Annotated in this window: 14 protein-coding genes; 6 read left to right on the top strand and 8 right to left on the bottom strand. The window is 70.9% G+C overall.

The genetic code is table 11. The annotated features are described in order from the left end of the window. Positions 1-57: 57 nt before the first annotated feature. Both ACWCQM_RS22405 and ACWCQM_RS22400 read right to left on the bottom strand, forming a co-directional pair. Entirely contained in the window at positions 58-1770 is a 1713-nt protein-coding gene (locus ACWCQM_RS22405) for a threonine/serine ThrE exporter family protein (RefSeq protein WP_450916923.1), read from the bottom strand. A gap of 196 nt (positions 1771-1966) precedes the next feature. Continuing rightward, entirely contained in the window at positions 1967-2461 is a 495-nt protein-coding gene (locus tag ACWCQM_RS22400; protein ID WP_031090989.1) for an inorganic diphosphatase, read from the bottom strand. Positions 2462-2517: 56 nt separating this feature from the next. Here ACWCQM_RS22400 and dacB point away from each other — a divergent pair, with 56 nt between their 5' ends. The 6 genes from dacB to folE all read left to right on the top strand — a co-directional run bounded on the left by dacB (position 2518) and on the right by folE (position 10181). Continuing rightward, positions 2518-4032, top strand: coding sequence for a D-alanyl-D-alanine carboxypeptidase/D-alanyl-D-alanine endopeptidase (dacB, locus tag ACWCQM_RS22395; RefSeq protein WP_450916922.1), 1515 nt, complete (start codon positions 2518-2520; stop codon positions 4030-4032). 48 nt (positions 4033-4080) lie between these two features. Then, on the top strand, positions 4081-5226 hold the full coding sequence (locus ACWCQM_RS22390; RefSeq protein ID WP_450916921.1) for a zinc-dependent metalloprotease: 1146 nt from the start codon (positions 4081-4083) through the stop codon (positions 5224-5226). A gap of 189 nt (positions 5227-5415) precedes the next feature. Continuing rightward, complete coding sequence (gene tilS, locus ACWCQM_RS22385) at positions 5416-6489, top strand: tRNA lysidine(34) synthetase TilS (protein ID WP_073750255.1); 1074 nt, start codon at positions 5416-5418, stop codon at positions 6487-6489. 99 nt (positions 6490-6588) lie between these two features. Beyond that, positions 6589-7128 (top strand): hypoxanthine phosphoribosyltransferase, encoded by a 540-nt coding sequence (gene hpt / locus ACWCQM_RS22380; protein WP_014155504.1) that lies wholly within the window; start codon positions 6589-6591, stop codon positions 7126-7128. A 215-nt stretch (positions 7129-7343) separates the two neighbouring features. Further along, entirely contained in the window at positions 7344-9395 is a 2052-nt protein-coding gene (ftsH, locus tag ACWCQM_RS22375) for an ATP-dependent zinc metalloprotease FtsH (protein WP_450916920.1), read from the top strand. Between the two features lie 180 nt (positions 9396-9575). Beyond that, positions 9576-10181, top strand: a complete 606-nt coding sequence (gene folE, locus ACWCQM_RS22370; RefSeq protein WP_450916919.1) for a GTP cyclohydrolase I FolE — start codon at positions 9576-9578, stop codon at positions 10179-10181. A gap of 37 nt (positions 10182-10218) precedes the next feature. On the opposite strand, the gene ACWCQM_RS22365 is transcribed toward folE, so the two are convergent. From ACWCQM_RS22365 to ACWCQM_RS22340, 6 genes are all read right to left on the bottom strand, one after another. Further along, positions 10219-10704 carry a DUF3180 domain-containing protein gene (locus ACWCQM_RS22365; protein ID WP_450916918.1) on the bottom strand — a complete coding sequence of 162 codons (486 nt, stop codon included), beginning with the start codon at positions 10702-10704 and terminating at the stop codon, positions 10219-10221. 111 nt (positions 10705-10815) lie between these two features. Then, positions 10816-11427 carry a 2-amino-4-hydroxy-6-hydroxymethyldihydropteridine diphosphokinase gene (folK, locus tag ACWCQM_RS22360; RefSeq protein ID WP_450916917.1) on the bottom strand — a complete coding sequence of 204 codons (612 nt, stop codon included), beginning with the start codon at positions 11425-11427 and terminating at the stop codon, positions 10816-10818. Further along, entirely contained in the window at positions 11424-11783 is a 360-nt protein-coding gene (folB, locus tag ACWCQM_RS22355; RefSeq protein WP_073750250.1) for a dihydroneopterin aldolase, read from the bottom strand. The genes folK and folB overlap by 4 nt, the downstream gene beginning before the upstream one ends. A gap of 193 nt (positions 11784-11976) precedes the next feature. Beyond that, a complete protein-coding gene (locus tag ACWCQM_RS22350; RefSeq protein ID WP_450916916.1) occupies positions 11977-12459 on the bottom strand; it encodes a nuclear transport factor 2 family protein in 483 nt (160 codons plus the stop codon). Then, entirely contained in the window at positions 12456-13316 is an 861-nt protein-coding gene (folP, locus tag ACWCQM_RS22345) for a dihydropteroate synthase (RefSeq protein WP_450916915.1), read from the bottom strand. Before folP ends, ACWCQM_RS22350 begins: the two co-directional genes overlap by 4 nt. 203 nt (positions 13317-13519) lie before the next feature. Next, the gene (locus tag ACWCQM_RS22340; protein WP_450916914.1) at positions 13520-14692 is read right to left on the bottom strand and encodes a betaine/proline/choline family ABC transporter ATP-binding protein; all 1173 of its coding nucleotides are present in this window, start codon (positions 14690-14692) and stop codon (positions 13520-13522) included. Positions 14693-14823: the final 131 nt, after the last annotated feature.

The following is a 14823-nucleotide window of genomic DNA, read 5'->3' as shown; positions in this document are numbered from 1 at the left end:
CCGCGCACGCGCCGACGGCGCCCCGGTCCCCGGCGGGACCGGGGCGCCGTCCGTGTGTCAGAAGCCGCGGGTCCGTTTGGCGGCGCGGCGCGAGGCGCCCCCGACCGCGCCCGGCACCCGCATGAACAGCCGGGAGATCTCGCTCCCCAGATTGACCCCGATGGCGATCGCCAGCGCCGTGGCGACAGCGGTGAAGAGCGAGGTGAGCCCGGCGTCCACCTCGTTCTGCGCGACGCCCAGCAGACCGAAGTAGGTCGCCGAACCGGGCAGCAGCGGTCCGATCGCCGCCGTGATGTACGGCAGCGACGAGGTGTAGCGGTAGCGCGAGAACAGCTGGCCGAACAGGCCCACGAGGCCCGCCGCGACCGCCGTGGCGGCCACCGGGGAGATGCCGCCCGTGCGGGCCATCGCCCCGTAGATGATCCACGCCACGCCCCCGTTGAGGGTCACCGCGAGCACGGTGGAGCGCTCCTGCTGGAGCAGCACGGCGAAGGCCAGCGTGAGGAGCATGGAGGCCAGGATCTGGACCACCGGCCGGTCGTTGGGCACGAACCGGGCCTCGGGGTTCAGCTGGGCGCCGAGCTGGACGCCCAGGTAGAGCATCAGAAGCACCCCCGCCACGATGCCGATGAAGAAGTACATGACCTCCAGGAGCCTGGCTCCCGCGGTGATGTAGTAGCCGGTCAGACCGTCCTGCACCCCGGCGACCAGCGCCCGCCCGGGAAGCAGCGCGAAGAGACCACCGGTGATCACCGCGGACGGCCGGATGTCCGTCGAGTGGGTGAGGGTGAGCGCGATACCCATCGCCGCCGGAGGCATGGCCGCAGCCGTGAACTGGTAGAACTCGGGCAGCCCGCGCCCGGCGCAGAGCCAGGCCAGACGGTCGCCGAGCATCGCGCCCGCCGCCGCCACGATGAAGACCAGGGCGCCACCGCCGACCAGCACCGACGCGGAGCCCGCGAGCAGACCGGCGGCGACCGTGAGCACCCAGCCCGAGTACGGGTGCCGGTTGCGGCGGATCTCCGCGAGGCGCCGGTAGGCCTCCTCCAGCGACACCTCGACGTGCTCGGCCGTCGTGATGTCGTCGATCAGCCGGAACACCGCGGCCAGCCGGGTGTAGTCGGTACCCCGGCGGCGTACGGTCCGGCTCGCCGTCACGGGGTCCTCGACCAGCGACGGCTGGTGCGAGATGGAGAGCAGGGTGAAGGTGACCGTCGGTTCGCAGCGGTCGAGCCCGTAGGAGCGCGTCACCGCGAACATGGCGGCCTCGACGTCCTCGGCGCCCTCGCCGCCCGCGAGCAGCAGCTCCCCGATACGCAGGGTCAGGTCGAGCACGCGCGGAACGGCCGGGCCCGAGTCATCGGTCTTCTGGACGCTCTCGGGGGCCGGGCGCTCGGTCACCGGCATGCGCAGCATCGTGCGCATCCGGTCCTGCCAGGGCGCCTCCTTGGTCAGCCGGACCATCGGAATGCCGTGCGCGGGAGTGAAGGCGGGCGGCGGATGCTGCGCGTTGTACCCGCTCGGCGGCACGAAGGCGGAGGACAGCGTGTCGGATGCGGAACCGCCGCCCGGCCCGGAACCGGAACCTGGGGCCGAGCCCGGCGCCGACGACGGCTCGGTGTGCAGACCGGCCGGAAGGGCGAATTCCGAGCTGGGGTGGTCGTCCTCGAGCGGTGGTGGCTGCTCCACACCGGCCGGTGGGACGAAGGCGCTGCGCGCCTCGTCGGACTGGGGCTTCTGGTCCTCGGGACCGCCCTGTTCCGCCACCACTCGACCTCGTTCCTCCTCGACCGCCCGTCCTGGGAGCGCTTCTGCCCAGTATGGACACGGACATGGGGGGCCACGCACGACGGGCGGCGCACCGTGAAGGTGCGCCGCCCGTCGTACGTACGGTCAGCGGGACCGGAGGGCCCCATGCGCCGTGATCCGCGCCGTCCCGCCCGTAAGCGGAACCGGAAGGATCACGTCAGTGCGCGCCGCCCTGCGCCTCGAGGCGCTTGTAGGAGGCCTCGATCTCGGCCTCGGCCTCGGCGCGGCCGACCCAGTCGGCGCCCTCGACGGACTTGCCGGGCTCCAGGTCCTTGTAGACCTCGAAGAAGTGCTGGATCTCCAGGCGGTCGAACTCCGACACGTGGTGGATGTCGCGCAGGTGCTCCACCCGCGGGTCGGACGCCGGGACGCACAGCAGCTTGTCGTCGCCGCCGGCCTCGTCCGTCATCCGGAACATGCCGATCGCGCGGCACTTGATGAGGCAGCCGGGGAACGTCGGCTCCTCCAGGATGACCAGCGCGTCCAGCGGGTCGCCGTCCTCGCCGAGGGTGTTCTCGACGAAACCGTAGTCCGCCGGGTAACTGGTCGAGGTGAAGAGCCGACGGTCCAGACGGATCCGACCGGTCTCGTGGTCCACCTCGTACTTGTTCCGCGAACCCTTCGGAATCTCGATAACGACGTCGAACTCCACGGGTGGCTCCTCCATGATCAACACATACGACTGGTGGTTAAGTGTCCCTCACGCAGATGAGTGCTCGCGAAAGGGGCTGGTCAACGGTGGCCGAGCCGGTGGACAGACCGACGCACGAACCGTTGAACGGATGGGGCAGGTGGAAAGCCCCGACGTACCTGAAGCGCGGGAGCGGGGCGCAGGACCTCCGGCTCGTCGCAGGCTCCGCGGTGCTCGGCCTGGTCGTCGCCGTCGGTGCCGTCCTGGCCGCCGGTCCGTGGGACTCCGGTCAGCGTAAGGCCGAGCGGGACCGGGCGGCCGTTCAGGAGCGCGCAGGTGGCGCACATCACCAAGGGGAGGCTACCGACGGACCGGCGCCCGCCCCCAGCGCGCCCCCCGTTCTGAGCGCCCTGGGCAACACGGCGGGGCTCTCCGCCCAGGCGGGCGCGAGCGCCCTGGGTGCCGCTCTCGATCCGCTGCTGGACTCGCCCGCCCTCGGTGCCGTGCGCACGGCCGTCGTCGTCGACGTGGCCACCGGCAAGCAGCTGTACGCCCATGGCGCGACGACCCCGATGACCCCCGCCTCCACGGTGAAGATCGCCACTGCCGCCGCCGCGCTCTCCGCACTCGGGCCCGGTCACCGCATCGCCACGACGGTCCGGCTCTCCCCGGACTCCCGCACACTCACCCTGGTCGGCGGCGGCGACCCCACCCTGGACAAGGCGGCCCTGCGCTCCCTGGCCGCCGACACCGCACGCTCCCTGCGCGACGGCGGCGCCGGGACCGTCCGGCTCAGGTACGACACGTCGGGCTACTCGGGCCCGGCCCTCCACCCCATCGGCCCCAACGAGAACATCGCTTCCGTCAGCGCGCTCATGGCCGACGAGGGCCGCCTCGACGGCAGCGTCCGAGGGCCCGCTCCCCGTACGGCCGACCCGGCGGGCGACGCCGCGCGCGCCTTCGCGGACCTCCTGGACGACGCCGGTGTGGACACCCGGTCCGCGCCCGAGGCCGGGCGCGCCGTGGGCGGGTCCCGGACGGTGGCGACGCATCTGTCGAAGCCGCTCTCCGCTCTCGTGGAGCGCGCGCTGACCAACAGCGACAACGACATCGCCGAGGCGCTCGCGCGCCAGACCGCGATCGAGGCGGGGGAGCCGGCCTCCTTCGCGGGCGCCCGGCGCGCGGTGACCGCCCGGCTGAAGGCGCTCGGCCTGCCGCTGAAGGGCGCCCACCTCGCCGACGGGAGCGGTCTCGACCGCGCCGACAAGGTGACGGCGGCCCTGCTGGCGCAGCTGCTGGCGCTGGCCGCCGGTCCGGACCATCCCGAGCTCCGCCCGGTCCTCACGGGCCTGCCGGTGGCGGGTTTCAGCGGCACGCTCGGCGACCGCTACACCGCCACATCCCGGGGAACCGGCCTGATCAGGGCCAAGACGGGCACCCTCACCGGCGTGAACAGCCTCGCCGGGACCTCGGTCGACGCCAGGGGACGACTGCTCGCCTTCGCCTTCCTGGCCTCGGGCACCACATCCCCCGACGAGGCGGAGTCCTCACTCGACACCCTGGCCACAGCGCTCACCAAAGGCGGCCGGTGAGCGCCTGACACCCCACCACGGGGCGGCCACCTCACGTACGGTTGACGCATGACGAGCATCGGTGGTGCCGAGATGGTCGACTGGAATCTCGCGGTCGCGACCGCGACCCGGTTCGTGCGGCCGGGTCCCGAGATCAGCCGTGAGGAGGCCCGCGCCGTCGTCGCGGAGCTCCGCCGGCACGCCAAGGCGTCGGAGGAGCACGTCCGTTCGTACACCCGGATGATCCCGGACGGGCACGAACCCGAGGACACCCCCGTCCTGGTCGTCGACCGGGCGGGCTGGATCAGGGCCAACGTCGCGGGCTTCCGTGAGCTGCTGCGCCCCCTGCTGGGGAAGATGCAGGACCGGCGCGGCACCGGCCCGGGCAACGCCGTGCTCGGCGCCGTGGGCGGCAAGGTCACCGGCGTCGAACTGGGCATGCTGCTGTCGTTCCTGGCCTCCCGGGTCCTCGGCCAGTACGAGACCTTCGCCCCCGCCACCCGCGAGCTCCCGGCCTCCGCCAACGGCGGCGGCAGGCTGCTGCTGGTCGCCCCCAACATCGTCCACGTCGAACGCGAACTCGAGGTCGACCCGCACGACTTCAGGCTCTGGGTGGCCCTCCACGAGGAGACCCACCGCACCCAGTTCACCGGTGTCCCGTGGCTCCGCGACCACCTCCAGGGCGAAATCCAGTCGTTCCTCGACGAGACCGACGTCGACCCGATGACCTTCCTCGAACGGCTCCGAGAGGCCGCGCAGACCTTCTCGGGCGGCAGCCGGCCCGAGGGCGAGCGCGGCGAGGAGGGCGACGACGGCGGGCGCAGCCTCGTCGAGATCGTCCAGACGCCCGCCCAGCGCGAGATCCTCGGCCGTCTCACCGCCGTGATGTCCCTGCTCGAAGGACACGCGGACTTCGTGATGGACGGGGTGGGCCCCGATGTGGTGGCCTCCGTCGCCGAGATCCGGGAGAAGTTCCAGCAGCGCAGGGCGCGCGGGGCGAGCCGGCTGGACCTGGCGCTGCGCAAGCTCCTGGGGCTCGACGCCAAGCTGCGGCAGTACCGCGACGGCGAGAAGTTCGTCCGCGCGGTGGTCGGCGAGGTCGGCATGGACGGCTTCAACAGGGTGTGGACCTCCCCCAATACCCTGCCCACCAAGGCCGAGATCGCCTCCCCCGAGGACTGGGTGGCGCGGGTGCACCGTAAGGCAGACTCGTGATCATGGCGTGCCCGGCGGCAGAAGATTGCCTCCCCAATCACCCATCCGAGGGACCATAAGGGCATGGGAAGGCGTGCAATGCTCGATGAACAGCTTGGCTCTGTCACCATCGACGCACTCTGAGTGACGGGACTCCGTCCCGGCCCGCTCGGAGGCACCCCCCAAAACTTCACCCGAAGGGCACCGGACATGGGTCCCCATCCTGCGGTCGCGGCGATACGCCTGGCGGTCCGCCGCGTACTCCACGACGTCGTCACCGAATACAGCCGTCACAGCGAACAGGCCGGACACGCCGAGTTCGCCGAAGCCGGGGCGGGCGGCCGGCGTCCCGGGCTTCCGGAGCGCCCCGACACCCCGCTCGTCCTGGTCGCGTGCTCCGGCGGCGCCGACTCCATGGCGCTCGCGTCCGCGCTCGCCTTCGAGTCGCGCAAGCTCCCCGTCCGCGCCGGCGGCATCACCGTCGACCACAACCTCCAGCCCGGCTCCGACCTCCGCGCCGGCGAGGTCGTCACGCGCCTCGCCGAGATGCGGCTCGACCCGGTCGAGGCCGTCGCCGTCCACGTCGGCCGTGACGGCGGGCCCGAGGCCGCCGCCCGCGACGCCCGCTACGCGGCCCTGGACGCCGCGGCGGAGCGCCTGGGCGCCGCGGCGGTCCTCCTCGGCCACACCCGCGACGACCAGGCCGAGACCGTCCTGCTGGGCCTCGCCAGGGGCTCGGGCATCCGCTCGCTCTCCGGGATGGCCGCCGCCTCCGGGCCCTCCGGCCGCTACCGCCGCCCCTTCCTCCAGCTCGACCGGCAGACCGCCCGCAAGGCCTGCCTGGTGCAGTCGATCCCCGTCTGGGACGACCCCCACAACATCGACCCCGCCTACACCCGTTCCCGGCTGCGCCACGAGGGCCTGCCCGCCCTGGAGAAGGCGCTGGGCAAAGGCGTCGTGGAAGCTCTCGCCCGTACGGCGCAGCTCTCCCGCGACGACGCGGACGCACTCGACACCTGGGCCGCCGAGGCCGCCCGCTCGGTCCGCGACGACGACGGACGGCTGGAGTGCGCCAAGCTCTCCGTCCTGCCGCCCGCGGTACGCCGCCGGGTGCTGCGCCGCGCCGTGATCGACGCCGGTTCACCCGCGGGTTCGCTCTTCGCCCGTCATATCGAGGAAGTCGACCGGCTCATCACCGGCTGGCGCGGCCAGGGCGCCATCAACCTGCCCGGCCGCGTCGAGGTGCGGCGCCAGGGTGGCAGACTGGTGATTCGGCAGAGCTGAAGCGCAAGCGGCTGAAGTGCAGGCGAAACGCCGGTCCGGCCCGGGGAACAGTCCGGGTCCGGCAGGGCAGAGAAAGAGACGCGGGTGAACGAGAAGGACATGGGCACCGACCTTCAGTCGGTGCTCCTCACCAAGGAAGAGATCGACGCGAAGCTCGTCGAGCTGGCAGCGAAGATCGACGCGGAGTACGCGGGCAAGGACCTGCTCATCGTCGGCGTGCTCAAGGGCGCCGTGATGGTGATGGCGGACCTGGCACGCGCGCTGTCCACCCCCGTCACCATGGACTGGATGGCCGTCTCCTCGTACGGCGCGGGCACCCAGTCCTCGGGCGTCGTCCGGATCCTCAAGGACCTCGACACCGACATCAAGGGCAAGCACGTCCTGATCGTCGAGGACATCATCGACTCCGGCCTGACGCTGTCCTGGCTGCTGACCAACCTCGGCTCCCGCGAACCCGCGAGCCTGGAGGTCTGCACGCTGCTCCGCAAGCCGGACGCCGCGAAGGTCGCGATCGACGTGAAGTGGGTCGGCTTCGACATCCCCAACGAGTTCGTCGTCGGCTACGGCCTGGACTACGCGGAGAAGTACCGCAACCTCCCCTTCGTCGGGACGCTCGCCCCCCACGTCTACGGCGGCTGAGTCACCCGGCCCCGCCGGACCCGGGCGCAACCAACCGGGCCGGACGGCCGGGAACCCTTGTGGCGTTCGGGCCGTTGGAGCCTTCGAAGACGGGTTTGTCGTACGTCCCCTGCGGTCACGGGTGACAATGCTGGGGTACCGTCCGAAGAACAGTCTTTTCTCACAGCAGCATTTACCTACGGGCAGGAGGGACGGGGCGACTTCGCTCCGTATGGATGGACGTGAAGCGATACTTCCGTGGGCCGGTCATGTGGATCGTGCTGGCCGTCCTCGCCGTGGTCGTGTTGATGCAGGTCGTCGGCTCGTCCGGCGGCTACAAGACGGTGGACACCGGCAAGGTGATCCAGGCGATCAGCAAGAACCAGGTGAAACAGGCCAAGCTGACCACCGGTGACGAACAGATCCTGAAGATCGAGCTGAAGGACAAGGAAAAGCTCCAGGGCGAGTCCGGCAGCAAGTTCCAGGCGAGCTACATCGGCAACCAGGGTGTCGAGCTGGCCGACACGCTGCAGCAGAAGTTCGAGAGCGGTGACATCGAGAAGGGTTACACCGTCTCGCCGTCGAAGCAGTCCCCGTTCGTCTCGATCCTTCTCTCCCTGCTGCCCTTCGTCCTGATCGTCGTCGTGTTCCTGTTCCTGATGAATCAGATGCAGGGCGGCGGCTCCAAGGTCATGCAGTTCGGCAAGTCCAAGGCCAAGCTGATCACCAAGGACACGCCGAAGACGACGTTCGCCGATGTGGCGGGGTCGGACGAGGCCGTCGAGGAACTGTACGAGATCAAGGAATTCCTCCAGGAGCCGGCGAAGTTCCAGGCCGTCGGCGCCAAGATCCCCAAGGGCGTCCTGCTGTACGGGCCGCCCGGAACGGGCAAGACGCTGCTCGCTCGCGCGGTCGCGGGCGAGGCGGGCGTGCCGTTCTACTCGATCTCCGGTTCCGACTTCGTCGAGATGTTCGTCGGTGTCGGTGCCTCCCGTGTCCGTGACCTCTTCGAGCAGGCCAAGGCGAACGCTCCGGCCATCGTCTTCGTCGACGAGATCGACGCCGTCGGCCGGCACCGCGGTGCCGGTATGGGCGGCGGTCACGACGAGCGCGAGCAGACGCTCAACCAGCTGCTCGTCGAGATGGACGGCTTCGACGTGAAGGGCGGCGTCATCCTGATCGCCGCCACGAACCGGCCGGACATCCTGGACCCGGCGCTGCTGCGTCCCGGACGTTTCGACCGGCAGATCGCGGTCGACCGCCCGGACATGCAGGGGCGCCTGGAGATCCTCAAGGTGCACCAGAAGGGCAAGCCCGTCGCGGAGGACGTCGACCTCAACGCGGTCGCCCGTCGTACGCCCGGCTTCACCGGTGCCGACCTGTCGAACGTGCTGAACGAGGCCGCGCTCCTGACGGCGCGCAGCAACAAGAAGCTGATCGACAACCAGATGCTCGACGAGGCCATCGACCGCGTCGTGGCGGGTCCGCAGAAGCGGACCCGGATCATGTCCGAGAAGGAGAAGAAGATCACCGCGTACCACGAGGGCGGACACGCCCTGGTCGCGGCGGCTTCCCCCCAGTCGGACCCGGTCCACAAGATCACGATCCTCTCCCGCGGCCGTGCCCTCGGTTACACGATGGTGCTCCCGGAGGAGGACAAGTACTCCACGACGCGCAACGAGATGCTCGACCAGCTGGCATACATGCTGGGCGGGCGCGCGGCCGAGGAGCTGGTCTTCCACGACCCGACGACCGGCGCTGCGAACGACATCGAGAAGGCCACTGCCACGGCCCGCGCGATGGTCACGCAGTACGGCATGACCGAGCGTCTGGGTGCGATCAAGTTCGGCGGCGACAACACCGAGCCCTTCGTGGGCCGGGAGATGGGCCACCAGCGCGACTACTCGGAAGAGGTCGCGGCGCTCGTCGACGAAGAGGTCAAGAAGCTCATCGAGACCGCGCACAACGACGCGTGGGAAATTCTCGTGGAGAACCGCGACATCCTCGACGCCCTGGTCCTGGAGCTTCTCGAGAAGGAGACGCTCGGCAAGGAGCAGATCGCCGAGATCTTCGCCCCGATCGTGAAGCGCCCGGCCCGTCCGGCGTGGACCGGTTCCGCCCGGCGTACTCCGTCGACGCGTCCGCCCGTGCTCTCTCCCAAGGAGCTGGCCCTGACCAACGGCGCTGCCAATGGTTCGGCCACCCCGGAGATCGCTCCGACGGACATCACGTCGAAGAACACCGGCACCTCCACGGAGGCGCTTCCGGAGGACCGCCCCGAGAGTTAGCCCCTGCCCGACCAGGTGTGTCCCCTGTCACGGGGCTCCACCGGGCCCGGAATGGATGCCGCGCCCCCCAGGTTCTAGCCTGTGGGGGCGCGGCTTTTTCGTACGCCTGCGCCATGCCCGCCGCATCGTGTGAGGTCCCGGCGGGCTGCGCATGTGACTGCACAGAGGAACGAGGCACAGATGACCGACCCGGTGACGTTCGACGGGCAGGGTTCGATCGGCGTATTCGACGAGAAGCGGGCCGAGGCCGCCGTGCGGGAGCTCCTCATCGCGGTCGGCGAGGACCCGGACCGCGAGGGCCTGCTGGAGACCCCGGGCCGGGTGGCACGCGCGTACAAGGAGATATTCGCCGGGCTCCACCAGGAGCCCGAGGACGTCCTGACGACGACGTTCGACCTCGGCCATGACGAGATGGTGCTGGTCAAGGACATCGAGGTGTTCAGCACCTGCGAGCACCACCTGGTGCCGTTCCACGGCGTCGCGCACGTCGGCTACATCCCGGCGACCTCGGGAAAGATCACGGGGCTGTCGAAGCTGGCACGGCTGGTCGACGTCTACGCCCGCCGGCCGCAGGTGCAGGAACGGCTCACCACGCAGATCGCCGAGTCCCTGATGGCGATCCTGGAGCCGCGCGGGGTCATCGTGGTCATCGAGTGCGAGCACATGTGCATGTCGATGCGCGGCATCCGCAAGCCCGGAGCCAAGACGATCACCTCGGCGGTCCGCGGACAGCTGCGTGATCCGGCCACGCGCGCCGAGGCCATGAGCCTCATCATGGCGCGCTGAGCGCGGACGAGAGGCCCCGGGGCGGCTTGGAGCGCCCTCAGGCGGCCTGGGCCGTGTTCCGGTCGTTGTCGCCGTCTTCGGGGAGCTTGCAGACGCGCTCCAGGAAGAAGGCGGCGGCGATGACCGCGACGCCGGCCAGCACCGCGAAGCCCGCGTAGATGGCCTGATCCCGACGGGGCGGGACATCCAGGGAGCCGAGCAGGAAGACGCCCGTGCCGCCGTACATCCCGGCGACCAGCGCGGCGACGAGCGCGCTCGCCTGGCCGAAGACCAGGGCTCGGGCGGCCATCAGCGGCTCGACGCCCTTCGCGCCCGGACGCCGCTCCCGCTGGGCACGCAGCCGCGCCCTGATGGACAGGGCCGTGGCCAGCAGGACGACGGCGATCGCGGCCAGCACGATGGGAGCGGCGAGCGGCACGCTCGGCAGGGTGCCCAGGGCGTCCCAGAGGCGCGCCGCGCCCCAGGACAGCACGCCGGCTCCGGCGAAGATTCCGGCCAGGAGACCGAGCCGTAGTTGCTTCACCGAGAGTGCCGCCCTTCGCCGCCGTGGCCGTGTCGTGCGGCGCGGGTCGTCCACCCGTGCCGTCGCCGCTTCGTTCGCCCCCGAGCCTAACGACTCCTCGGGTCCTGACGACTACTCGGGGAGACGGAGTTCCAGGTCGGGCCGGGGAAGCACTCCTTCGCGGCCGACTCCGGCCAGCAGATCGGAGACCGGTCCGGCGCCGGGCAGCTGGGCCTCCGGGTCCACGTCGTGCCAGGGGGCGAGGACGAAGGCGCGCTCGCGGGCGCGGGGGTGCGGAAGGGTGAGCAGCGGGTCGTCGGAGACCACGTCGGCGTACGACACGATGTCGACGTCGATCGTGCGCGGGCCCCAGCGCTCCTCGCGGACCCGGTCGAAGGCCTCCTCGATGGCCTGGCCGCGCTCCAGCAGGGACGAGGGGGGCAGGGTCGTCTTCACGACGATCACCGCGTTGAAGTACGACGGCTGGGAGCCGGGAGTGACGCCCCAGGGCTCCGTCTCGTAGACCGGGGAGACCGCCTTGACCCGCAGGCCGGGGGTGTCCTCCAGGGCGTCGATGGCGCCCTGGAGCGTCTCCAGCCGGTTGCCGAGGTTGGAGCCGAGGGAGATCACGGCGCGTTTGGGGTTGGAGAGGGTGACGTCCGCAGCGTCGACCTGCTCGACCACGGCGGCGGGAACCGGCTGTACGGTCGGGTCGCTCTGCCCTTCGGTGGAAAATGCAGTCATGCTCGGCTCCGGGTGATGGTGATGGTCACGTCGTCGAAGGGGACGGTGATCGGGGCGTCCGGCTTGTGGACGACGACCTCTACCTCCTCGACCCCCTCGTGCTTGAGGCACTGCTGCGCGATGCGTTCCGCGAGGGTCTCGATCAGGTCGACCGGCTCACCCTGGACGACATCGACCACCTCTTCCGCGACCACGCCGTAGTGAACGGTCTTCGTCAGGTCGTCGGCGGCTGCCGCGGGGCGGGTGTCGAGGCCGAGCACCAGGTCCACGATGAAGGTCTGGCCCTCTTCCCGTTCCTTGGGGAAGACACCGTGGTGCCCACGGGCCTTGAGGCCGCGCAGCGCGACACGATCCACGCGAATCACTCCTGCTGTTGTCGTCTCTGGAGGCACCCGGCCGCGTGCGGGCGGAAAGGCGCCGTCTTTCGAATCTACCCGCGAGCACCGACAGTGCCTGCCCGCGGGGGACGCGGGCCGGCACGGTTCGGGGGTGGTAGCCGCGTATACCCCGTGATCGCCCGGCCCAATCCCCGTGACGCGTCCGGGCCGTTCAGGAGGACGGTTCTTCGTCCTCTTCCTCACCGGTTTCGGCCAGTACGGGGGAGCCGTGGTGGGACCACAGCTTCCAGCCCTCGGGTGTGCGCCGGAACACATTGGTGGCGACGACGAGCTGGCCGACCAGCGGGCCGAGCGCGTTGCCGTCCTCCGCCGGGCCGCCGCTGAGGATGTTCTCGGTGCAGGTCACCAGCGCGGTGTCGCCGGTCATCGAGACACCGACATCGGTCAGGAAGAACTGGATGTACTCCGTGTTCGCCATGATCAGCGCATAGCTCCGCAGCACCTCGCCGCGGCCCGTGAGCACCGGCCAGCCGGGATGGACGCAGGAGACGGTGAGGTCCTCGCCCGGCAGCCAGAGGCCGGAGAGGGCGTCGAAGTCGCCGCGCTCCATCGCCTCGTAGAAGGCGGTGTTGGCCTCCTCGACCGCCGCGATGTCGGCGGCGGCCTCCTCGTGCTCGTCGCGCGCGGCGCTCACGCGGCTCCTTCGACGGCGCGGGCCACCCGCACCGCGTCGGCCGTGGGGCGTACGGCGTGGACCCGGACCGCCCAGGCGCCCGCGTTCGCGGAGAGGGCGGAGATCGCGGCCGTCGCGGCGTCCCGCTCGCGGGCCGGCGGCGGGGTGGCGTCCCCGCCCGCCAGGACATGGCCGAGGAAACGCTTGCGGGAGGCGGCGACGAGCAGCGGCCTGCCCAGATCGCGCAGCCGGTCCAGGTGCGCGACGAGTGCCAGGTCCTGTGCGGCGTCCTTGGCGAAGCCCAGGCCGGGGTCGATCACCAGCTTCTCGGGGTCCACCCCGCCCTCGATCACCGCGTCCATCCGTTCGCGGAGCTCCGCGACGACCTCGCCCACGACGTCCTCGTAGACCGCCCGGCTGTTCATCGACTCGCTGAATCCGCGCCAGTGCATGACGACGAACGGCACTCCGGCGGCGGCGACGACCCGGATCATGTCCCGGTCGGCCAGGCCGCCGCTCACGTCGTTGACCAGGGCCGCGCCGGCTGCGACGGATTGTTCGGCGACGCTGGCCCGCATGGTGTCCACGGAGATGGTGACGCCCTCGGAGGCCAGCCCCCGCACGACGGGGATCACCCGCCGGAGCTCCTCCGCCTCGTCCACCCTGCTCGCGCCGGGGCGCGTCGACTCACCGCCGACGTCGACGAGATCCGCCCCTTCGGCCACCAGTTCGAGGCCGTGCTTGATCGCGGCCGTGGTGTCGAACCAGTGGCCTCCGTCGGAGAAGGAGTCGGGCGTCACATTGACGACTCCCATGACCGCGCAGCGGTCCCACTCCGGCAGACCCCGTACTGTGCCCCGTCCTCGCAACGTACTCATGCGACCAGCCTAGGCCCGGTGAGGGGCTGCCCGGGCCGCGCGCACGGGCGGCCGGCTCCGGCGGGCCCGTCCCGCACCCCGAGGGCCCGACCGCTGCGGGACCGGTCGCCCGGAGGATCCGCCCGCCCCGGATTCGGCCGGACGGGCACCCTGGGCGGCCGTGCGGGAGGCCTGGGCGGCAGGCCTGGGCGGCCGGGAGGTCCTCAGGCGCCGACGCCCGCCACGGTCTCCACGGCGACCTCGGCGCGCGGCACGTCCTGCGCGTCGGCGTCGATCGACCGGCGGAGTGCCTCGTGGAGCCGGGCCGGGGTGAGCACACCGAGGAAGCGGCCGGTGCCCTCCTTGTCGATGACGGCGATCCAGCCCGCGTCGTGCTGGAGCATCGTGGCGAAGGCCTGCTTGAGCGGCGCGCCGAGCGGAAGCCACGCCTCCATGCGCCGGGCGTGCTCGCGGACCGTGCCCTTCGCGGTCGCCGCGTCGCCCGCCGGGATCCAGCCGTGCAGATTGTCCTGGCCGTCCAGGACGACCGCCCAGCGCGCTCCGTCCGCCCGTAGCCGCTGGGTCGCCGTCGCCAGCGGGTCGTCGAGGTGGACGACCGGCGGCTGGTCCAGGTCGCTCTCCTCGACCGGGGTGACCGAGAGCCGCTTCAGGCCGCGGTCGGCCCCGACGAAGTCGGCCACGTACGGGGTCGCCGGGGCGCCGAGCACGGTGGCGGGGGTGTCGAACTGCTCGATGCGGCCCTGTCCGTAGACGGCGATGCGATCGCCGAGCCGGACGGCCTCCTCGATGTCGTGGGTGACGAACAGGACGGTCTTGCGGACCTGTGCCTGGAGTTTCAGGAATTCGTTCTGGAGCCTTTCCCGCACGACGGGGTCGACCGCCCCGAAAGGCTCGTCCATCAGGAGGACGGGCGGATCGGCCGCCAGGGCCCGTGCCACGCCCACGCGTTGACGCTGGCCGCCGGAAAGCTGCTCGGGATAGCGGCCGCCGTAAACGGAGGGATCCAGTCCGACCAGATCGAGCAGTTCGGCGGCGCGCTCCTTCCCCTTTCCCCGCTTCCAGCCGAGGAGATGAGGCACGGTCGCCGTGTTCTCCAGGACCGTTTTGTGCGGGAAGAGGCCGACCTGCTGGATCACATAGCCGATACGGCGCCGGAGTTGCACGGGGTCGATGGCGGATATGTCGTCCCCGTCGAGGAATATCCGGCCCTCGGTCGGTTCGATCAGACGGTTCACCATCTTCATGGTGGTCGTCTTGCCGCAGCCGGAAGGTCCGACGAGCGTGACCAGTTCACCGTCGGCGACCTCGAAGGAAAGGCCGTCGACGGCGGTGGTGCCGTCCTCGTACCGCTTGGTGACGTGCTCGAAACGGATCATGATTCCCCATTGTGACGCGGGTTCTGTGAAGGCCATGTTGCCGGAATACGACAGCCTCGGCGATTGTCGGTGCTCGGGGATAGGGTCGCCGGAGAAGAGGCCGTGACGGCGCCGCGAGGGCGAACGGGAGG

This window comes from Streptomyces sp. NPDC002125, assembly GCF_053593715.1.
This window is presented reverse-complemented; position numbering and strand designations above follow the sequence as displayed.